Raw genomic sequence first — 21,263 nt, 5'->3', positions numbered from 1 at the left:
CAGCAATACCCAGGTACATCAGGTCAATCCATGACCACTGCGAGGGCCGACGCTCTCGCAGGCCTCGACGACACGCGCCGGGAATGGGTCGAGCAGGCCTGGGCCAACGTCGATCGCGCGAGATTGCGAGATCTCACCACCGGGGTTGTGGACATCCCCAGCCCCACCGGCGACGAAGCACCGCTGGCCCGCCACATCACGGCGGTCTTGACGGCGTCGGGCATCGAGGCCCATACGATGGATCTCGATGACCGGCAGGCGAACTCGTGGGGACGATTGCGCGGTGACGGGTCCGGGCCGGATCTGTTGCTGTATGCGCCGATCGACACCGTCACGACAGGTGATCCGGCAGAAGATCTCCCGTGGGTGGGAAACGAGTTGCGAGCCGACCTGACGCCGCACGCCCAGGTCGACGAGAACTACGTCATCGGGTTAGGTGCGTCGAATCCGAAAGGCCATGCCGCCTGCATCATCGCAGCGGCCGAAGCAATTGCCGCAGCCGGTATTCCACTCCGCGGTGACCTGGTGCTCGGATTCGGTGCCGGTGGTATGCCGACCAATGCCCGCCCCGGTGTCGGAAACCCCCGGCGCAATACCGGTCAGGGCGCCGGCTGCTCGTTCCTCCTGGAACAGGGAGTGTGGGCGGACTGTGCGCTGATCGCCAAGCCGGGCTGGACGGTCTCCTGGGAAGAAGTGGGGCTGGCTTGGTTCGAGATCACGGTGCACGGGCTGCACACCTACGTCGGTTCTCGCCACCGGCTGCCGTATCGCAACGCGATTACCGCGGCCGGTGAGGTTGTCGCGAAACTGGAGGAATGGTTCCCGAAGTACTCAGCGGCGCATCAGGACGGATTGGTTGCGCCGCAAGGAATTGTGGCCAATATTCGTGGCGGGTGGGAGAGAACAGCGTCGTTCACCCCTGAGCAGGTGCGCCTGACCGTTGATCTACGGCTGAGTCCACGGACGACGCCCACCGCCGCCAAACGTGAACTCACTGCCGTGGTTGCGGACATCGCACAATCGCTGGATCTACAGATCGAGGTCGAACAGGTGCTGGCAATACCGGGGGAGGGTTCGGATCCGCGGATGTGGTTGCGGCACTCGGCCGTCGACGCGTGGGAAGCCGCTGAGGGGAAGCCTCATCAGGACTTCTTCGACGCCAGTGGTGCAACCGACGCAAACATCTTGCGCAGCCGCGGCATCCCGACGATCCGGGTGGGTATGCCGAAGGTGGTCGACGCTCCGTTCGAGGTGGACTTCGCGATGGGGATGAACACAGTCGATCTGGCTGCAGCAGAGAGATTTACGAAGTATCTGATCCGAGTGGCCCTCGATACCGTCACCCGCTCGCTCGAGGAAGTAGGAATCGACTGATGGCGAAGATAGTTCTGGGTGTCGGTGCTTCCCACAGCACATTGATGAACACCCATTGGGAAGAGACGACGCACAAGGCGGAGGCCGAACGCTTCCGGGACGCGCTGCATCTGACCCGGGAGAAAATCGCGGAAGCGAATCCCGATGTTGTATTGATACTCGGCTCCAACCACTTTCGTGGTTTCTGGCTGGATCTGATTCCGGCTTTCACGCTCGGCGTCGGCGAGTGTATTTCCAGTGGCGAGTCCGGTACACCCAAGGGCCCGCAGCAGGTGGACGTGGACTTCGCGAGGCACCTTGCAAACGAGCTGATCGAAGGTGGCCGGTTCGATCTTGCCTACTCGGCTCGATTGCAGATCGATCACGGTCAGTCCCACGCGATTCAGTATCTTCTCGACGGAATCGATGTTCCGATAGTTCCGTTGGTGGTCAACGTATTCGCGCCGCCGCTGCCGACTTTCAAGCGATGCGAGGAAGTGGCGAAGGCTCTGCGGGACGCCATTGCGTCGTACCCTGCGGATACCCGCGTGGTGGTGATCGCCTCCGGCGGTTTATCCCATCGGCTGCCCTGGCCTGACTGGCGTGACCCGCACGGTGAGGACGAGGATTTCATGGTTCAAGCCTGGCTGGACGGTCGGGAGAATTGGTCCGACTACGACGTCCGACGGCGTCAGATCATCCGTGCCGCCGATGCCGCGATCACCCCGGAGTTCGATGACCGAATTCTTGATCTGTTTGCCAGTGGCAAGGCAAGTGAGCTTGCCGAGTTCACGACGGAGCAGATCGAGGACGAGGCGGGCAATGGTGCGCAGGAGCTACGGACATGGCTCATGATGGCGGCCATGCTCGACTACATTCCGGGAGAACGCCTTGCCTACGAAGCGATTCCCGAGTGGCTCACCGGTATGGGCGTCGCGGTTCTCGATCCAGCTGGAACAGCCAGCGTAACAACATAATCTGCCACCTTCAGCAAAGGAAGTTTCTCTCATGACAATCTGGAACGAACTTGCCGGACTCGATTTCGAGTTGACGACCGTCTACGCGGGCGGTGTCCCCACGCGCTCTCTGCAGGCCGGATCCGGCGACGAGGCCGTGATCTTCCTGCACGGCACCAGTGGACACCTCGAGGCATTTGCACGCAATATCGCGCCGCACGCCGAGTCCTACCGGGTTCATGCGATCGACATGCTGGGTCACGGCTACACCGGTAAGCCTGATTACCCGTACGAGATTCCGCGTTACGTAGAGCATTTGGTGAATTACCTCGACGCGGTCGGGCTGGATCGTGTGCACCTGGTGGGCGAGAGCCTCGGTGGTTGGGTCGCCGCCTACCTGGCCAGCGAGCAGCCCGAACGTGTCCTCTCGTTGCAGTTGCTCGCGGCTGGCGGTACCGTCGCGAATCCGACGGTGATGGAGCGTATCAAGACCTCGACAGCGAAGGCCGTTCAGAGCGACGACATCGAATTGACCCGCGCCCGCATGCAGTTGCTCATGCACGATCCGGCCAATGCAACGGAGGAATTGGTTCAGGCGCGTCACCGGATCTACCACCAGCCCGACTTCGTGGCCAACATCCACAACCTTCTTTCCTTGCAGGAGATGGAGGTTCGCCAGCGGAATCTGTTGCGCCCGGATCGGATGGCACTCATCAAGGCGCCTACCCTGGTGGTCTGGGGACAGGAAAATCCGTTCGGCGACGTTCCTGAGGCGAAGAAGATGGCCGAGGATATCCCGGGTGCTCAGCTCGAGCTCTACGCGGAGTGCGGTCACTGGCCGCAGCACGAGCAGGCAGCGAAGTACAACCCGCTGAGCCTCGAGTTTCTGGCCAAGGCGTCAGCAAGCGCGAAGGCAGCCATCTGAGAACCAAACAGACTGCTGCGTAACAGAGCCGGCCTCTCGATCAGGAGGCCGGCTCTGGCGTTTTCCGAAGGTACAGTCATCGTCTCACCCTGAGGAGTTCTCGTGAAGAAAGTACTTCTACTGACGGCAGACGCCGACAACGGACTTGGCAGCGCGATCCGTGACGCCGTGGGAAGTGAGGCCGAGGTAGTTCGCTTGCCCGAGCGCACTACGGAAGCACTACATGCACTGTTGCCGATGTGTGATGTCGTGGTGGGTGACTGGAGTGGTGATCTGCCGCTCGGCAAGCAGGAAGCCGAACTCGGACGGCAACTACTCCTTGTCCAACAGCCAGGTGCCGGAACCAATTTCATCGACGTGGATGCGTGGCGCGCCTTCGGGGTTCCGGTCGCGAATACACCCGGCGCCAACGCGGAATCGGTTGCGGAATGGGCAGTGCTGGCGGCAGGTGCGTTGTGCCGCTCCATGTTCTGGGCGCACAACGAGGTCACCGGCGGGTCCTGGCCACAGGAATCCATCTTGACGCGAGATTGTCGCGACTTGGCGCAGCGCCGGGTCGGCGTAGTAGGGGTCGGTTCGATCGGCCGTCGGTGTGCAGAGTTGTTCGGGGCCTTTGGTTGTGATGTCTACGTCACCGCGCGTTCGAGACCGCGCGAGCCTATGAATGCGACCTTTGTATCGCTCGAGGAACTGTTGCCTCTCTCCGACGTCCTGGTGCTCGCCGTCCCGCTCACGGAATCAACTCGGGGACTGATCAATTCCGGCCGAATTTCGCAGTTGCCCAACGGCGCGATCGTCGTCAATGTGGCGCGCGGCGCTGTTGTCGACGACGCTGCATTGGCACGAGCTCTGCGTTCGAAGCATATCGGCGGCGCGGCCCTCGATGTGTTCGACGTTGAACCACTGCCGATTTCGAGCCCCCTTCGCGGATTCGATTCGACGCTTCTGAGTCCTCATGTTGCAGGGGGTAGCGCCGGAGCGCGTGCGTCGATCTACTCGATGACGGCGCAGAATGTCGCAGGCGCGCTGCGCAAGCAGACAATTCGGTGGACATTGTGACCGAAGGCCGTGTTACCGCAGTATTTCGGTTCGCACGTTCCTCCAGGTGCGGTGTTTCGCCCAGGTAAGTTCCTGTCCCCGGTCCGCACGGTGGACCCGGTTGGTTCTCGGTCACAGGTAGGCACGGCTAGGTTTGCTCTCCACAACCCGCAACTGCGGCACAGATCACAAACAAAGGTGTGAGTAGATGGCCTCGCTGTCAAAGTTTGGAAGGACTGCTCTTGTTTCGGCTGCGCTGCTGCTGACCGTTGCAACCGGCGCATGCAGCCGCCCGGCGACGCAAAGCACAGCTGATTCCGCCGGAAGTGGACCACTGCGTATCGCAGTCGGAATCGACGCTTCCTATGCTCCGTTCTTCGTGGCGGATCAGGAAGGTATGTTCGACGCCGCAGGTCTGGACGTCGAACTTGTCCAATTCGGTCGTGGTGGCGAGGCCGTCGACGCACTCTCGACCGGGCAGGTCCAGATCGCCGGTAGCTCCGATACGACAACCATCGCCCAGTTGCGTCAGAATCCGTCGTTGCGCGCGATGTATTCGTACGAGGCGTCGGGCGACTACATCAAGGTTGTGCTGCGGAACGGCGTCGACTCACCGGCTGCGATCAAGAAGATGGGCATCGTCCCGGGTCTGAGCCAGATTTCGACGGACAAGTATCTCGCGGCCAATTCGATTGCCCCCGGCTCGGTGGAGATGATCTCGGCAACCCCGACGGACATGCCCGCGCTGCTCAGCCGCGGCGACATCGACGGGTTTGTTCTGTGGGAGCCGTGGCCGGCAACAGCCCTGGATCAGGGCACCGGCCACGTAGTGGCAGTCACCGGAGACTACGGCTGGTTCTACCATCACTGGGCGATCACGACGGCTCCCTGGCTGTCGGCCAACGAAGAGACCGCGCGGACCGTTGCGAAGGTGCTCGACGAAGCAACGCACAAGGTCGAGTCGGATCCTGCAGCTGCAGCGTCCGCGACCAAGACCGCTGTGAACGTCAGTGAGGATCAGACTATTGCCGCGGTCGACGAGATCGACTTCTCCGTCGTGAATCTCGAAGCTGCGGATATCGAGTCGGCACAGTCGATCGTCGACTTCTACAAGTCGATCGGTGTTCTCAGTGAACAGCCGGATCTCGAATCGGCAATGCTTCTGGATTGGTACAAGGATGGTGCACAGTGAGTATCGCAACAAGTAGTACGGGCACGACCGGCCCCGGTAAAAAGAACACGGGTGTGGCCATTGACGTGGTCGACCTCGGGATCAGTTTCGGCGCGGCGGAGATCGTCGCCGGAATCGATATGCACGTGCAGCCCGGTGAATTCGTATGTCTGCTCGGGCCGAGTGGCTGCGGCAAGTCGACGCTGCTGTCGTCCATGGCCGGTTTCGTGGAACCCAGTGCCGGGGAGATTGTGTGCGACGGAGACGTCGTCGACGGCAGTAACCGCCACGCAGGCATGGTGTTTCAGAGTTCCGAAGCGCTATTCGAATGGATGACCGTAAGCCAGAACGTGGCGTACGGACCCCGGATGCGCGGAGCGAACCGCAGCGAGCAGGCCAGTATCGCCGCCGAGTACCTTGCGATGGTCGGCTTGCCCCACGCCGGGGCAAAGTTCCCCTCGCAGCTCTCCGGCGGTATGCGGCAACGTGTTCAGATCGCACGAGTTCTGGCCAACCAACCGTCGCTGGTTCTCATGGACGAGCCGTTCGGTGCGTTGGACGCTCAGACTCGTCAGGTTCTGCAGACCGAACTCGACCGTATCTGGCGGCACACTCGATGCACCGTGGTGTTCGTGACTCACGATATCGACGAGGCGCTGACATTGGCTGACCGTGTGGTTGTGATGTCGGCCGGCCCGCGGGCTCGGATCAAGAGCGTCTACGAGGTCAATGCGGCTCGTCCCAGGGACCGTAACGATCCCGAGGTGATCGAGCTCTACGAGAAGCTGCGCGACGATATTCGGGCAGAAGTGGTTGCGTCGCTGCGGAACCAAGGCATTGAGGAGGACGAGCTGTGACGGCTGTAGCGACCGGTGGTTCAGCCGGTGTGAGAACAGTAAAGGTGACACAGACGCAAAAGCGTTCGTCGGCGCGGCGATCCAAGATTGTCAAGGCGACACTGATGTATGCCGCTTCAGCGGCAATCGGTCTGGGTATCTGGTCGTTCCTGGCATGGTGGTACGGACCGACCACGATTGCATCACCGGCCGAGGTCTGGTCTGCGGCACAGGAACTGTGGGAAAGCGGCGTTCTGTGGTCGTCGATCACTGCGTCAGGTCAGCGAATTCTGATCGGTTGGTTTCTGGGCGTCGTGATCGGCGCTCCCGTCGGAATTCTGATGGGCCGCATCGCCATCGTACGACAGCTCCTCGATCCGTACATCGAGTTCTTCCGGTTCATTCCGCCGATCGCATTTGTCACTCTTGCCGTCGTCTGGTTCGGCATCGGTGAGACGTCGAAGGTTGTTCTGATCTTCTACACCTCGGTGTTCATCGTCACGGTCAGCACGATCGCCGCGACTGTTGCGATCAGCGAGAACAAATTGCAGGCCGCAGCCAATCTTGGTGCGGGCAAGCTGCAGATCATGAAAACGGTGGTCTTGCCGTCGTCGATCCCGGGTATCGTCACCGGTGCTCGCCTGGCCATGGGTAACAGCTTTCTCACCATCGTGTCGGCGGAGATCGTCGCCGCCGACCAGGGTATCGGCTCGATGATCTGGCAGGCCCGAAACTACGGTCGAATCGACTGGACGTTTGTCGGCATCATCGTCCTCGGCATCATGGGCTTCATCTTCGACCGGATTCTCCGAATTCTGTCCTCGCGGTACCTCGCCCGCTACGGCGTCAAATAGTCAGGAGCGCAGCATGAGTAAACCGCTGAGCATTGCAGAGCAGGCCGGAATTCCCGGCCCGCCCGAGGTCGTCGACGTCGAGAGCGAACGACGTCGACGTAAGACCGCCGTCATCGGCGGATATCGGATACTGTCGAAATTCGGTTTGGACGAAGGAATCTCGGGACACATCACGGCCCGAGATCCCGAAGAACCTGAAACGTTCTGGACGGCGCCGTTCGGTCGGCACTTCTCCCAGGTCCAGCCCGAAGAACTACTGCATGTGGCATCGGACGGCACGGTGATTTCCGGCGACGGACCGCTGAACCGGGCAGCGTTTGTCATCCACAGCAAAGTCCACGAGGCTCGTCCCGATGTGATCGGAGCTGTTCATGCACATGGTCTGAACGGCAAGGCCTTCTCTTCGCTGCACTGCCGCCTCGCTCCGATCACTCAGGACGCGTGTGCCTTTCACGAGGACCACTCGATCTACGAGGAATATCACGGGGTGGCACTCGACGAAGAGGAGGGTATTCGCATTGCGACGGCCCTTGGATCGAACAAAGCGGTGATCCTGACCAATCACGGCCATTTGACTGTCGGAACCTCTGTCGAGAGCGCAGTGTGGTGGTACGTGTCGATGGAGCGTTCGATGCAGGCAGAATTGGCGGCGCGAGCCGCCGGTGATCCGGTCGTCCTGCACGAGAAGATCGCTGCGCAGACCTACGAGGCTGTCGGCACCGAGAAGGTGGGGTGGTTTGCCTACTCGACCATCATCCAGAAGATTGCGGCAGACGAACCCGAGGTGTTCGCGCGCTGAATTTCGTGAGTACGGGCCCGTCGACCGAAAGGTCGGCGGGCTCTTTTCATGTTGTCCCGCAAACGTTACCGAGGTCTGTTGAGCGGACCGGTTTCATTTGCGAGGGTCCGTCGGCGCAATACCGTATCGGGTGTGAACACAACGTCTTCCACGGCGGCCGACAACGAGATCGGCGTCGATATTCTGATCATTGGTGCCGGCCCCGCCGGGCTGTACGGCGCGTACTACGCAGGCTTCCGCGGCCTCTCCGTTGCCGTGATCGATGCCCTTGCGGAACCGGGGGGACAGGTCAGTGCGATGTACCCGGAGAAGGCAATCCTCGACATTGCGGGATTCCCTTCGGTCAAGGGACGCAATCTCATCGAGGGCTTGATTGCCCAGGCTGCCCCATTCGATCCGGTGTACTTGCTGGGTATGCAGGCTCGTGAGTTGTCGCATGACGACGCCGGCCGGGTGCGAATCACCACCAGTACAGGCCAGGTGGTGGTCGCCGGCGCGGTTGTCATCACCGGCGGCATCGGAACCTTCACGCCCCGTCCGTTGACAAAGGGTTCGGAGTTCATGAATCGGGGATTGAGCTACTTCGTCCCGGATCTGTCGGCGCACACGGGGAAAGACGTTGTCATCGTCGGCGGCGGCGACAGCGCATTCGACTGGGCTGTCCACCTCGAACCGATTGCCAAGTCCGTCACTCTGGTTCACCGACGAGATCGATTCCGCGCGCACAAATCCACAGTTGCCAAAGTTCAGGACAGCAGTGTCCAGGTTCTTGTGAACGCGGATGTCTCGGAGGTACGTGGAAACGGGTGGATCGGCGAGGTCGACATCACCCACAAACTGGACAAGAGCACGTCCACGTTGCCGGCTCAATCTGTCATCGCAGCACTGGGATTCACCGCTGACCTGGGCCCGATGATGGACTGGGGGATGGAGATCGACAATCGCCATATCGCCGTCAACACGCGGATGGAAACCAATGTTCCGCGCGTGTACGCAGCCGGGGACATCACGGATTATCCCGGGAAGGTCCGATTGATTGCCGTCGGCTTCGGCGAAGCCGCGACTGCTGTGAACAACGCTGCGGCCGTGCTGGATCCGGAAGCGGAGATCTTTCCCGGACACTCTACGGAACAGGAGGGTTAGGCAATGGCATTTGTCATCGGTGAAGCATGCATCGACTACACGGACCGATCATGCATGGAAGAATGCCCCGTGGATTGCATCTACGAAGGTGACCGCAAGCTCTACATCAACCCGAATGAATGCATCGACTGTGGCGCTTGTGAATTGGCGTGCCCGGTAGAGGCGATCACCGTCGACCGCAAGGCAGACCCGGACTTCAAGGAAGACAACAAGCGCTTCTTCCTCGACATCTTGCCCACCCGCGGTGAACCCGTCGGAAATCCGGGTGGTTCGGCAAAGATCGATATTGTCGGCGTCGACACTCCGATGGTTGCGGCGTTCTGATGGGAAGCTGCACGCGATTCGGATACGTGGATTCGTCCTTCGGGCAATTGCATTACGCGCAGCAAGGTTCGGGTGAGACGATTCTCCTGCTTCATCAGGCACCCCGTTCGTCGGACGAGTTCCGCGAGCTCATCCCACTTCTTGCCGCCGACTTCCACGTGGTCGCGATGGACATGCCGGGGTACGGCAACAGTGCTCCGGTGCCCGGGCCGCAGACCATCGAGACCTATGCGCGAGGTGCGTGGGAATTGCTCGACGGGCTTGGCGTCGAACGAGTCACGGTTCTCGGCCACCACACCGGAGCGGCGGTGGCGCTCGAGATGGCGGCATCGCGCCCCGATCGGGTAGCCGCCGCCGTGCTCTCGTCGTGCCCGTGGGCCGACCGCAACTACCGCGAGGGGCACTCGGGACCCGGTGGGATCGACTGCGTCGACCGAGCCGCAGACGGCAGCCATCTCACCAGTCTGTGGGAGATGCGACGGCCGTACTACCCGGAACCCGGCACCGCGCTGCTCGACAGGTTCATCCGGGACGCGCTTGCCTACCGGGTTGATCCGGCGGAGGGCCACAAAGCCTGTGCTCGCTACGTCATGGAGGAAAGAATCGGTTCGGTGACCGCGCCGGTTTTGCTGATCGGCGCGCAGAGAGATCCCTTTTCGATGCCTAATGTCGCCCCGCTGCGTGCACATCTGACGAGAGCGGCAGTGGTGGAAACAGAGATCGTCGAATCCGGGACCGTAGCTCTCATCGAAGAGCACGCCCCGCAGATTTCATCCGCCGTCCGCATGTTTCTGGAGAATTACGCAGGTAGGCGCCCCGTGTAAACTCTGCGGGACGGGTTCACTGAGCGGACCGTGTGGCGTGCGTCTCATCGTATGGTCACCATAGTGTCGGTTCCGAAAGCACCTGCACCCAACGAGCACCCCGACTGATTCGGTCCCGTGGCAATCGGGCTCGGCAGGCTGTCACAGATCGTTCAGGAGGACACTCATGGCCGCTCCACAACAATCCGTCGGGTTCGGATCAGTACTGCCCATCGCGCCAAGTGCTGCTGCGCCGTTGCAGCCCGCAGGTGAGCTGTCCTCGGTCCTGGGCAAGGCTCGAATGATCTTGGACGCTTTCGACACCGATCACAGTGACTTGTCTCTGACGGAACTCACTCGGCGCAGTGGGGTCGCGAAAGCCACGGTTCACAGGTTGGCCGGCGAGTTGGTCGAGTGGGGACTGCTCGAGCGCGCGGGCACAAAGTATCGGCTCGGCCTGCGATTGTTCGAGCTTGGTCAGTTGGTGCCACGTCAGCGGATTCTGCGGGACGCCGCTTTGCCTTACATGGAGGACTTGCTGCTGGCGACACAGGAGACGGTTCACTTTGCGGTTCGGGACGGCATCGACGTCCTGTACATCGAGAAGATCATCGGACACCGCGGCCTCAATCAGCAGTCGCGGGTGGCCGGCCGGCTCCCGCTGTACTGCACCGCCACCGGCAAGATCATCCTTGCCTTCTCGCCGCAATCGGTCTTCGACGAGGTGGTCGAGCAGGGTTTCACCGCCTTGACCAGTCGGACGACGATGTCAGTCGGTGTGCTGCGACAGCAACTCGAGCGGATGCGTAAGGAACAGCTCGCGGTGGAGGTCGAGGAGACGCGGCTCGGTTACATGAGCGTCGCGGTACCGGTGTTCAGCGGCCCGCGCACTCTTGCCGGTGCGTTGTCCGTGACAGCGCCGACGGCTCGGCTCAACGTCAGTCGCATCACCGGGGCCCTGCGCACAGCAGGCGTCGGGATCACCCGCAAACTTCATGCCATGAAGTGCACGCATTCACCGAGTGACCCGCTCGCACTGCGTACGATTTGCAGTCCGGTGATGTGTTCGTTCAACGGCTGTGGCAAGTAGGCTCTACCGCCGTGCGCTGAACTTGCTCTTCTCGCTGTCCCAGGTGTGTTGGCCAACGCCCCGCTCGCGCAGCGGTGCTTTCTGCACCTTCCCGGTTTCGGTGAGTGGCAACGAATCCACGATGTCGATGTACCGCGGGAGGGCAAAGTACGGCAACTGTTGCTGGGCAAAATCCAGAATCGAGATGGGATCGAAATCGGCACCGGGACGGAGTATTACAGTCGCCATGACGTCGTCCTCGGCCAGCTCCGACGGCACCGGGAAGACGGCAACCTGACTGATCGACGGATGCAGCGCGAGAACTGTTTCCACCTCGGCTCCGGAAATATTCTCACCTCGCCTTCGAATCACGTCTTTGATGCGATCGACAAATCGGAACCAGCCGTCTGCATCACGAATCACCCTGTCGCCGGTGTGGATCCAACTGCCTGGCTCCGGAATCGGGTCGCCCAGATAGCCCTGTGAGCACGAGCCGGCAACCGTGGTGCGGACAACCAGTTCGCCAGGCACTCCGTCGGGTACGGCGCTACCGTCGTTGATCACCGCAGCGTCGTAGCCGCTCATCACGGTGCCCATGTATCCGGCCCGTCGATTTCCGGGAAGCGTGCCGATCACAAGATTGGTTTCGGTACTTCCGAATCCGTCCACGAGTTCCACACCGAATCTCTTGGCAAACGGTTCGATCAGATGCGCAGGGGTTGCGGGCGCCAAGGCAATCCGGATGTTGTGCTGCCGGTCCTGTAGTGCGGGGTCCGCGTTGATCAGCATCGCAACCATCGCACCTAGCAGATAGTCGACAGTCGCCCCGATCTCACGAACCTCACTCCAATGATTACGGACCGAAAACCGTTGTCCCAAGACAAAAGTAGACCCGGCCCAGACGGACTGAACAAAGGCATTGAGAGCATTGGTGTGAAACAGGGGCAGACAGTTGTACAGCACATCATCGCGAGTGAGTCCCAACGAGGCGCCAACGCTTTTGCCCCACTGCAGGAACTGCGCATGCGGGCATCGCACACCCCGGGGTATACCAGTGGTGCCGGAAGTGAAGAGTATCGCGGCCATGTCGAGGGGATCCACTGCTTCGGGTTCACAACCCGGATTCAAACCGGCCGTGGGGACGTGTGGTTCGCCCATGACCCACACGGTGCCATCGAATCCGGATACAACGTTTGCGCATTCGGGTGAAACCAGGATGCGTTGCACTTCAGCTTGTTCGAGTGCGCTGACAATACTGTCGGCGCGAAGAGCAGTATTGAGCGGAACGGCCACCGCGCCGATCCACGCGCATCCGAGAACAAGGTCTGCCAGTTCGATCCTGTTGCCGGACAGTGCCGCCACACGTTCCCCGCGGCCGACACCCGCGCTGCGGAGAGCAGACCCCATCGACGCAGCGCGTTCGAGCAGTTTGCGGTAGGTGACCGTGATCCCGCCGACGACAAGGGCCGGGTGCTCCGGACGCTCCAATGCTCGCCTCCGGATCAAATCCGGAAGCGAGCGCGGAATGGCATGTGTGTCGCAGGGCATGAACGACTCCTTGCCGATGGCTCGTAGGGTGCGTAATTGTATCCCTCTCAGGGTACGACGACCGCCCGACCGGCAACCTTGCCCTCACCCATCAACTGCAGTGCACTTGCGATGTCATCCAACGGAAATTCCTGCACTGCAACGGAAATCTTGCCTTCGATGAGCAGTCGGATCATCTCGGGTGCCAGTTCAGCTTGGCGGGCAGTCTTGCGAATCATGTTGACGGGCAGGATCCGGACGTCGCTGAGCAACCAGTTCGGCAAGTCCAGCGTGAGACTCTTACCCAACGTGTATCCGATCAGGGCCGCCCGGCCGCCGGGGACAACACTTGCCAGCAGATGGGGCAAGCCGTCACCGCCCAGCGTGTCGATCAATGCGTCGACGGTAGGCTCGGATCCCAGCACACCGGCCAGTTCGTCACCTTGCCCGACGACGGGACGCACACCTTCCGGGATCAGGGCAGCTTGATCTTCGCGCGGTACAACACCGATCACCTCGGACGCTCCTGCGAGCAAAGCGAACTGCGCTGCCATCGATCCGACAGCACCCGACGCTCCGGCGACGACCACACGTTCGCCGGCTGCAACGGCCGCAACGTCATTCACGGCCACGTAGCCAGTTGTGCTTGGCAGAAAGAACGTTGCCGCAACGGCCGGCGACAGTGCGGGATCAAACGGTGTGAAGGCCTTGTCTGCTGCCACCAGATACTCGGCCCAGCAACCGTTCTTGAACAGGCCGACGCCACCGCCTCGGACCAGAAGGCGAGTGCCCGGCTCGTACGTGTCGGATTCGACTACCGTCGCGGCTCCGTCGGTTCCACCGATGTGCGGGAGATTCGGCTTGACTCCGAAGTTTCCGCTCGCGACGGTGATGTCGAGATGGCCGAGCGCAGCAGCGTCGATCCGCACCAGGCTCTGGCCGGATTCACGCGTGGGAATGTCGATGTCGTCGATTACCGGTGAGGTGCCGAACTGATGGAGTCGGGCCGCGCGCATTGTGTCTCCTTGTAGCGATCTGTGAATGGTTGTACGAATATGAGTGCGGTCAGGACAGGATCGACTGGTCGCGAAGTCCGGTGATCCGTTTGTCGCTGTAGCCGAGGACCGACTTCAGGACGTCGTCGGTGTCCGCGCCCAGCACCGGTGCAGCGCGCCGAATCGAACCGGGTTCGGAGTTGCGGCGAACAGGGATGCCCTCGTGGAGGAATGTTCCCGCGAGGGGGTGTTCCTGTACGGAATAGAAATTGCGTGCCCGCAGATGCGGATCACCGTCGACCAGGTCACGTCCGTCCTGGATGGCGCCTGCCGCGATTCCCGCCGATTGCAGGCGCTCCATGACGGTTTCGGGTGGCAGAGTCCGGGTCCAGTCGGCGATCGCGTCGTCGATTCGTTCGAGGTTGGCTCGGCGACCCTCCACGCTCCTGAAATCGGGATTGTCGATCCAGTGCTCCGCTCCGATGATGCGGCACAACGTATTCCATTCCGTCATGCCGCGGATGGCAATCGAGCACCACCGGTCTGCGCCGTGGCACGGGTACACGCCGTGCGGCGCCAGTTCGCAGTGGCTGTTGCCGATCGGATCGGGGGACTGTGAGCGAGCCGCTCGGAGAACACTGGTGCCCATGTGCGCTGCCATGGCTTCGAGTTGTGACAGGTCTACGTGCTGGCCTCGCCCTGTCCGGTCGCGGTAGTCGAGAGCTGCCAGCGCCGCGACTGCTGCTTGCAGTCCGGCAACTATGTCACCGTGGCCGTAGATGACTCCGACAACATCGTCGGCGTTCCAACCGGTCAGCGAGGTCAATCCGGTACTTGCAGATACGATGTCGGCGTACGATACCCAGTCCTTGCGAGGGCCGGTGTGACCCATCCCGGACATAGACACGTAGATGATGTCCGGGTTGAGTTCCCGCAGTTGTTCGTAGCCGAGCCCCATCTTGTCCATGACCGACGAGCTGAAATTCTCGACCACGACGTCGGATTTCCTGATCAGGTCGCGTAGGACCGAAAGACCCTCGGCGGATCGGGTATCGAGCGTGATGCTGCGCTTGTTTCGGTTGACGTCGTTGAAGTACCCGCTGGTGTTCGGATTGTCATGAGGCCCGCGCGACAGATGCATGAACGGTGCGAAGCGAGTTGGGTCCGGGCGTCCGATCGATTCGACCTTGATGACTTCGGCTCCATGGTCGGCGAGGATTCGGGTGCCGTACGGGCCGGCCAGCACCCAGGTGAGATCCAGCACGCGGACACCGTCGAGGCTGAGCGCGCCCGTGTCACTGAACTCCTGAGTTTCATGCACTGCCACAGTCGTGTTGGTGGACAAGAGTTCCTGATGCTGACCCAACCGGGCGGCCTCGAGCGTTCCGATGCGGTGGCCTTCGGGGAAAGCGAAGCCGAACCCGAGATCGCGGTAGGTGCCGTGATCCCCGGTCACGTCAGTGAAGAAGTCACGGTCGTTGAGTTGTGGGTTGCGCAGGAGTTCTTCGGGCCGGTCGACCGCTGCCCACGGCAACTTGCGAGACTGGGCGCTGACTGCAAATTCTTCCTTCGGCCACTTTGAGATGAAGGCTGACAGAACGTCGAAGATGTGTTCCTGGTGTGTCTTTCGGTAGACCGCGTCGGACCACTCGGGTTGGTCGAGATCGTCCTGGGCGTCGTTGTCGATCAGCCAGGCCAGCATGCCGTCCCACATACGGGGGCTACCGCCGAGGCCGCCACCGACATAACCGTCGGCGGCCTGGAACAGTCCGTGCGGAACGAGTGGATGTACGCGGCCAGGACGCGGCGGGACACGGTCCTCGTGAATGTAGGCAAGAGTGCCCGCTTCCAGCGCGGCGGCAACACATTCCTGAGCACTGATCTCCAGCAACGGGTTCTGGCCCGTGGACCGCGAACGCAGTCCGAGCAGCACGCCGATTGCGGCGTTGATTCCGGCGAGCTGCTCAGCCTGGAGTTCGGGGAGCAGGAGTGGAGGGTGTTCGGGATCACCGACCTGAGCCATCATTCCGCCGAGCGCTGCTACGGTCAGGTTGGTTGCCTGCCACTCACTTCGGGGACCCGATGTGCCGAATGGCGTCACCCGGACATGCACGAGGGAGCCTCGGCGCTCTAGCGGAACGCCGGTCGCGCTGCCGTCGAGCAGGACATCCGCGCTGCGAAGTAGTGTGTCGAATTCGGCGCGGTCGTTGCTGTCGCCCAGATCGAGAACCACCGACTTCTTTCCCGCATGCCAATGCAGGTACGAATCACCCTGGGACTCGGCGCGACTCGGGTCACCGGTGGGTGGTTCTACCAGAATGACCTCGAAACCCAGCCCGACCAGGATGCGCCCGGCGAATCGCGCAAACGGACTGGAAATCTCTACGACCCGTACCGGGGGATGCACCACAACTACTCCGTTTCAATCGAAAGATATCGCCGAACCGACTGGTGTCGAACGTAGTTCTCGGGTCCGGTGGGCGACATGATTCCGGTCTGCCCACCGGACCCGTTCTCACACGCCGCTCAGGCTGCGTTCTGCTCGACCCATCCCGAGAGAAGTACAGCCGACGGATCGATGTCTGCGGAGATCTTGCCCTGCTCGCGGAAGAACGCAACCAGTTCGTTTGCCCGCTCCACATCGTCATCGGTGAATCCGCGCCCGCCGAAATCGATTTGGGCCACCCGGTCGGCAGCCTCGGCCGGGTCCATCTGGATAGCCGAGGCAATTGCGGTTGCCGCCCGATCTGGATCCGAGTTCACGATTGCCGACGCTTCCGAGATCACCTTGAACACCTTGCCTGCGGTTTCTTCGTTCGCGGACAACCAGTTATCCGACGCGATGATCCACTGCGCGTACTTGGCGCCGAAATCACCGGTCGTGGCAACTACGCGTCCACCGGTATTCAAACTCTGTGTCACCCACGGGTCGAAGGACAGGAAGCCGTCGATATCGCCACGCGCCAGTAACGCGGGCTGCTCGGGCGGACTGGTGCTCACGAGTGTGACGGTCGCGGGGTCGATGCCGAGGCTGGCGAGGTACTGGTTCGTGAAGTAGAGACCGATACCGGGGAAGACGCCCATGGTCTTGATCGACTTCGGTTCGAGGCCATTGCGCAGCACAACCTGGAAGTACCGGTCGGATTCCTGGAAGACACCAAGAGCCCGCAGGCTCGGGTTGGCAGCCATGACGGACAGCGCTGTCGAGTCGGCATTGCCGGATAGCTCCGAAGTTCCGGCTACAACGTTCTGAGCACCCGCTGCTCCGCCTTCCGTCTGGATGACCTGGACGTCGAGACCAGCGGCCTCGAACATGCCCTCGTGGTCAGCTAAGAAGATCGGAGCGTACGACGGGTCCACACCAACAGCGATGCGTACCAGGCCACCACTTTCCGCGGAGTTGTCGGTAGCGGGACGGGTGCATCCGCTGACGGCGATCGACAGGGCGGCGAGAGTAGCGATCGCGCCCACCCATTTCTTTTGAAATCTGTTGAGCATGATGGCCTCTCGGTAAAGGGGGAGCTTTCAGCGTCCGGTGAAGATGGGGGAGCGCTTGTCGAGGAATGACTGAAGTCCCTCGGCAGCGTCGTTCGTCTTGATCAGTTCGAGCACTGCGTCGAATTCGAGGTCCAGCGCTTGATCGAGCGGCAACGACATTCCCTCGTCAACAATGCGTTTGATCATCCCGATGGTGGCAGTGGGTTTCGATGCGAGCTCACGCGCAAGGTCAGCGCAGTGTGCATCTAGGTCGTCGTCTGCAACGACAGCATCGACCAGGCCGATGTCGTGTGCGCGCTCGGCGCTCAGTCGATTGCCTTCGATCATGAGCACTTTGGCTCGGTGTGCGCCGATGAGGCGCGGAAGCCGTTGGCTGCCACCCGCACCCGGAAACAGTCCGAGGCCTATCTCGGGAAAACCGATGGTCGCCGACTGTGCCATAACGCGGAAGTCGCAGGCCAACGTCAGTTCGGCGCCGCCACCGAGTGCGTGCCCGTTGATCTTCGCGATAACGGGTTTGGGAGCCGTCTCCAGGATCCGCTGTACCTCGACCCACGGGCGCATCGCCCGCTGAGTCTCTTCGGTCAGCTCGCGCATCACGGTGATGTCGGCGCCGGCGACGAAGAACCGGCCAGTGCCCGTCATGACGATGGCGCGGATGCTCTGGTCCGACGCTAGTACCGGCAGTAGCTCCAGAAGTTCGGCGATCAGGCTGGGATTGAACGCGTTGGCGGGAGGTTTGTCGATGGTCACGGTGGCGATCGACTCTGTGACGTCGACGGTGACGAAGTTGTAGGTCTGTCTCGTCAATTGAGCTCCTGTCAGCGGGTTGGAGGTGTACACCGGTCGAGCCGGAGGATGCCTGGAGGAAGTATGGAGTGGGACTCTCGCGCGGCGATACAGCTCGGGTTCGGTCAGTAGACCAGGGCCGGATCGAAGATCGATGCTGTTGCTGCGCGTTCTGCCGTGATCACGGCGATTTTTAGTCCTGTGACAGGATTGAGTCCGTGACTTCTGTAGTTCCGACCCAGCCCGAGCCCGCTGTCGACAAGCGTCCCGAGTCGATTTTTACGATGGGGACGCGAATCGAGGACCGGCTCGGACGAACCGGCACCATCCACACACCGCACGGCGATATCGCGACGCCGTCGTTCGTGGTGGTCGGGACCAAGGCGACGGTCAAGGCTGTGCTCCCCGAGTCGATCAAGGAATTGGGCACGCAATCGGTTCTCGCAAATGCGTACCACCTGTATTTGCAGCCGGGTGCCGACATCGTCGACGAGGCCGGTGGCCTGGGCAAATTCATGAACTGGGACGGACCCACCTTCACGGACAGCGGCGGCTTCCAGGTGATGTCACTTGGCGTCGGGTTCAAGAAAGTACTCGCGATGGAAGCCGTCGGCGTGCAGTCCGACGACGTGATCGCGAAGGGCAAAGAGCGTCTTGCGACGGTCGATGACGAGGGCGTCACGTTCAAATCGCACCTCGACGGCAGCAAGCATCGGTTCACCCCCGAGGTGTCGATGCAGATACAGCATCAACTCGGCGCCGACATCATGTTCGCGTTCGACGAACTCACCACGCTGCTCAATACGCGCGGTTACCAGGAGCGATCGGTCGAGCGCACGCAGGCGTGGGCGATTCGCTGCATCAACGAGCACGAGAAGCTCACCGCCGAACGCGCCGACAAGCCCTATCAGGCTCTCTTCGGCGTGATCCAAGGCGCGCAGTACGAGGATCTGCGTCGGCAAGCGTGCCGTGGCCTCGAGTCGATCGAAGGCGAGAACGGGTACGGGTTCGACGGCTACGGCATCGGCGGCGCCCTCGAGAAGCAGAACCTCGGCACAATTGTGCGTTGGTGCAACGAGGAACTGCCTGAGCACAAGCCGCGGCACATGCTCGGAATCAGCGAACCGGACGATTTTTTCGTCGCAATCGAGAACGGCGCAGACACCTTCGACTGCGTCAATCCGTCCCGTGTTGCGCGCAATGCCGCGATCTACGTGCGCTCCGGCCGGTTCAACATCAACACCAGCCGATTCCGCCGTGATTTCACACCTATCGACGACGAGTGTGACTGCTATACCTGCGCCAACTACACCCGCGCGTACATCCATCACCTCTTCAAAGCGAAAGAAATGCTCGCGTCGACGCTCTGCACCATCCACAACGAGCGATTCACCGTGAAGCTGGTCGACGACATCCGAGCCAGCATCGAAGGCGGGTACTTCCACGACTTCAAGGCGGACATGCTCGGAAAGTTCTACGGCCCGAAGGCCCCGCAGACTCAGGCGTAAGTCGGTTCGCGCTTCTTCACGTAGGCGATGACGCGGTAGGTGATCGGCATGACCAGAATCTCGACAAGGGTTTTCCACAGGAATCCGACCAACACGTAGTTGATGAAGTCTTCCCATGTGCTGATGCCGATGACGCCGGCCGCGATGGAGCAGAAGATGAGGGTGTCGGCGAATTCACCGACGACGGTCGAGCCGATGAGACGTGCCCACAGGTGCTTCTCCTGCATGCGCTTCTTCATCATGACCAGGACCAGGGAGTTCAGGAGCTGTCCGACGAGGTAGGCGGCCAGGCCGGCGACCAGGAGTCGGGGAATGACACCGACAACGGTTTCGAGGGCGGCCTGGTTCTCGTAGAAGGCCGCCGACGGCAGTTGCACAGCGATCCAGAAACATGCGGCAGCAAGAATCAGTGCGCCGAATCCGAGGTAGATCGCGCGCCGGGTGGCTTTGAAGCCGTAGACCTCACTGAGAACGTCACCGAGGACGTACGCGAGTGGGAAGAGGAAGAAGCCACCGTCGGTGATGACGGGCAGGATCTGCAAGGGCCCGAGGGATAACTCGGAATCCGCGAAGAAGGCGACCCCCTTGGTCGCCGCCACATTCGAGATCAGCAGCGTTGCGGTGAACAGCGCGACGATCGTCGGATAATAACCGAGGCTGACGTGCGCAAATTTGGTCTCTTGAGTCGATGAGTCTTGCTGATCCTGAGCTGTCACGTCCGCAATCCAAGCACCTCAGGGTGTCTCCAAGCGAGTTGGCGACCGTCCAGTTGCCCAGAACACAGCAGAAAACCCGGCAATTCCTCGAGGAACTGCCGGGCTTTCGCGAGGGCTCTGAGTTATCCCTTGACTACCTGGGTGCCACCGGCCAGTTGGTCGTGCTTGCCCTGTTTGGTGGGGCTGTTGTTGATGGTCACTGCGATGACGATATACGCGATAAACGCGAGGAGACCGCCGATGATCGGAATGATCGACAGCAGTGTGAACGCATTTCGGATCGCGGACTGCTGCGGTGTGGGCTTGGGAGCGCCGGCAGGTCCATGCACCGAAAGGCCGAGCATCTTCTTGCCCAGCGTCCAACCCTGGGTTACTTCCATCCCCACGAAGTACGCGAAGGTCAGGATTCCCGAGAACAGTCCGGAGATCAGAATCAAGCTGTCCGCGTCACTGACCAGGACTGCGAGAATTGCCGCGACGATGCCGACGATGATGCCGTCGATGATTCGCGCAGCGAGGCGCAACCACAGGTCACCCGGCTGAGCGCCGGAAGGCAGTCGCGTCGATCCGCCGTAAGCGCCCTGATCATTGAACTGCGGCGGCGGGGGAAAGTTCCCGCCCTGAGGCGGCGGCGGGTATCCACCGGGCGGCGGGTAGTTCCCCTGCGGTGGGGGGTAGTTGCCCTGCGGGGGCGGGTATCCACCGGGAGGCGGGTAATTCCCCGGGGGCGGCCCGGCAGGAGAGCCTCCCGTCGGCTGGTAGCCGCCACCGGGAGGTGTGACGGGAGGTGGGTAGCTACCGGGCGGCGGTGATTGCGGCTGGCTGTACGGATCTTGTGGTGATTGGTTTCCGTCGTTCGGATTCTTGTTGGGGTCGTAACCGCCGGTTGTCATTGTTTCCCCTCAGTCGTGAATGCGCGTCGAAGCGTTCAAGCCGGACACAGCATTCGAGTGTGACAG

Annotated in this window: 20 protein-coding genes; 13 read left to right on the top strand and 7 right to left on the bottom strand. The window is 61.4% G+C overall.

The window, feature by feature from the left end:
• The first annotated feature begins 30 nt into the window (after window positions 1–30).
• The 12 genes from FEZ60_RS20365 to FEZ60_RS20310 all read left to right on the top strand — a co-directional run bounded on the left by FEZ60_RS20365 (window position 31) and on the right by FEZ60_RS20310 (window position 11,292).
• The gene (locus FEZ60_RS20365; RefSeq protein WP_033235078.1) at window positions 31–1,374 is read left to right on the top strand and encodes a peptidase dimerization domain-containing protein; all 1,344 of its coding nucleotides are present in this window, start codon (window positions 31–33) and stop codon (window positions 1,372–1,374) included.
• Window positions 1,374–2,330, top strand: a complete 957-nt coding sequence (locus FEZ60_RS20360) for a catechol 1,2-dioxygenase (protein WP_033235077.1) — start codon at window positions 1,374–1,376, stop codon at window positions 2,328–2,330. Before FEZ60_RS20365 ends, FEZ60_RS20360 begins: the two co-directional genes overlap by 1 nt.
• 31 nt (window positions 2,331–2,361) lie before the next feature.
• Window positions 2,362–3,234 (top strand): alpha/beta hydrolase, encoded by an 873-nt coding sequence (locus FEZ60_RS20355; protein ID WP_172936870.1) that lies wholly within the window; start codon window positions 2,362–2,364, stop codon window positions 3,232–3,234.
• A 102-nt stretch (window positions 3,235–3,336) separates the two neighbouring features.
• Window positions 3,337–4,293 (top strand): NAD(P)-dependent oxidoreductase, encoded by a 957-nt coding sequence (locus FEZ60_RS20350; protein ID WP_172936869.1) that lies wholly within the window; start codon window positions 3,337–3,339, stop codon window positions 4,291–4,293.
• A gap of 187 nt (window positions 4,294–4,480) precedes the next feature.
• Window positions 4,481–5,464 carry an ABC transporter substrate-binding protein gene (locus tag FEZ60_RS20345; protein ID WP_141485437.1) on the top strand — a complete coding sequence of 328 codons (984 nt, stop codon included), beginning with the start codon at window positions 4,481–4,483 and terminating at the stop codon, window positions 5,462–5,464.
• Complete coding sequence (locus tag FEZ60_RS20340) at window positions 5,461–6,300, top strand: ABC transporter ATP-binding protein (RefSeq protein WP_051730580.1); 840 nt, start codon at window positions 5,461–5,463, stop codon at window positions 6,298–6,300. The genes FEZ60_RS20345 and FEZ60_RS20340 overlap by 4 nt, the downstream gene beginning before the upstream one ends.
• Before the next feature lie 44 nt (window positions 6,301–6,344).
• Window positions 6,345–7,133, top strand: a complete 789-nt coding sequence (locus FEZ60_RS20335) for an ABC transporter permease (protein WP_230590189.1) — start codon at window positions 6,345–6,347, stop codon at window positions 7,131–7,133.
• On the top strand, window positions 7,036–7,932 hold the full coding sequence (locus FEZ60_RS20330) for a class II aldolase/adducin family protein (RefSeq protein ID WP_261984518.1): 897 nt from the start codon (window positions 7,036–7,038) through the stop codon (window positions 7,930–7,932). The genes FEZ60_RS20335 and FEZ60_RS20330 overlap by 98 nt, the downstream gene beginning before the upstream one ends.
• A 132-nt stretch (window positions 7,933–8,064) precedes the next feature.
• Window positions 8,065–9,075, top strand: a complete 1,011-nt coding sequence (locus tag FEZ60_RS20325; protein ID WP_033235071.1) for an NAD(P)/FAD-dependent oxidoreductase — start codon at window positions 8,065–8,067, stop codon at window positions 9,073–9,075.
• A gap of 3 nt (window positions 9,076–9,078) precedes the next feature.
• Window positions 9,079–9,399 (top strand): ferredoxin family protein, encoded by a 321-nt coding sequence (locus FEZ60_RS20320; protein WP_033235070.1) that lies wholly within the window; start codon window positions 9,079–9,081, stop codon window positions 9,397–9,399.
• Entirely contained in the window at window positions 9,399–10,223 is an 825-nt protein-coding gene (locus FEZ60_RS20315) for an alpha/beta fold hydrolase (protein ID WP_172936867.1), read from the top strand. Before FEZ60_RS20320 ends, FEZ60_RS20315 begins: the two co-directional genes overlap by 1 nt.
• 166 nt (window positions 10,224–10,389) lie before the next feature.
• Complete coding sequence (locus tag FEZ60_RS20310) at window positions 10,390–11,292, top strand: IclR family transcriptional regulator (RefSeq protein ID WP_033235068.1); 903 nt, start codon at window positions 10,390–10,392, stop codon at window positions 11,290–11,292.
• A 3-nt stretch (window positions 11,293–11,295) separates the two neighbouring features.
• Here FEZ60_RS20310 and FEZ60_RS20305 read toward each other — a convergent pair whose 3' ends face one another.
• From FEZ60_RS20305 to FEZ60_RS20285, 5 genes are all read right to left on the bottom strand, one after another.
• Window positions 11,296–12,819, bottom strand: coding sequence for an AMP-binding protein (locus FEZ60_RS20305; RefSeq protein ID WP_172936866.1), 1,524 nt, complete (start codon window positions 12,817–12,819; stop codon window positions 11,296–11,298).
• A gap of 47 nt (window positions 12,820–12,866) precedes the next feature.
• Complete coding sequence (locus FEZ60_RS20300) at window positions 12,867–13,814, bottom strand: zinc-binding alcohol dehydrogenase family protein (RefSeq protein WP_172936865.1); 948 nt, start codon at window positions 13,812–13,814, stop codon at window positions 12,867–12,869.
• 49 nt (window positions 13,815–13,863) lie between these two features.
• Entirely contained in the window at window positions 13,864–16,203 is a 2,340-nt protein-coding gene (locus FEZ60_RS33160; RefSeq protein WP_033235065.1) for a CoA transferase, read from the bottom strand.
• A gap of 116 nt (window positions 16,204–16,319) precedes the next feature.
• Complete coding sequence (locus FEZ60_RS20290) at window positions 16,320–17,264, bottom strand: ABC transporter substrate-binding protein (protein WP_257013322.1); 945 nt, start codon at window positions 17,262–17,264, stop codon at window positions 16,320–16,322.
• 54 nt (window positions 17,265–17,318) lie between these two features.
• Complete coding sequence (locus FEZ60_RS20285) at window positions 17,319–18,101, bottom strand: enoyl-CoA hydratase-related protein (RefSeq protein WP_172936864.1); 783 nt, start codon at window positions 18,099–18,101, stop codon at window positions 17,319–17,321.
• Between the two features lie 263 nt (window positions 18,102–18,364).
• On the opposite strand from FEZ60_RS20285, the gene tgt reads away from it, so the two are divergent.
• A complete protein-coding gene (tgt, locus tag FEZ60_RS20280) occupies window positions 18,365–19,588 on the top strand; it encodes a tRNA guanosine(34) transglycosylase Tgt (protein WP_045066865.1) in 1,224 nt (407 codons plus the stop codon).
• Here the strand turns inward: tgt and FEZ60_RS20275 are convergent.
• Window positions 19,579–20,304, bottom strand: a complete 726-nt coding sequence (locus tag FEZ60_RS20275) for a queuosine precursor transporter (RefSeq protein WP_033235061.1) — start codon at window positions 20,302–20,304, stop codon at window positions 19,579–19,581. The genes tgt and FEZ60_RS20275 overlap by 10 nt on opposite strands.
• A gap of 122 nt (window positions 20,305–20,426) precedes the next feature.
• A complete protein-coding gene (locus tag FEZ60_RS33155) occupies window positions 20,427–21,197 on the bottom strand; it encodes an RDD family protein (protein ID WP_095887689.1) in 771 nt (256 codons plus the stop codon).
• Window positions 21,198–21,263 lie beyond the last annotated feature (66 nt).

This window comes from Rhodococcus sp. MS16 (assembly GCF_013277795.1).
GTDB classification, from domain to species: domain Bacteria; phylum Actinomycetota; class Actinomycetes; order Mycobacteriales; family Mycobacteriaceae; genus Rhodococcus_F; species Rhodococcus_F globerula.
Note: the sequence above shows the minus strand (reverse complement) of the source record. Positions and strands in the feature narration are given on the sequence as shown.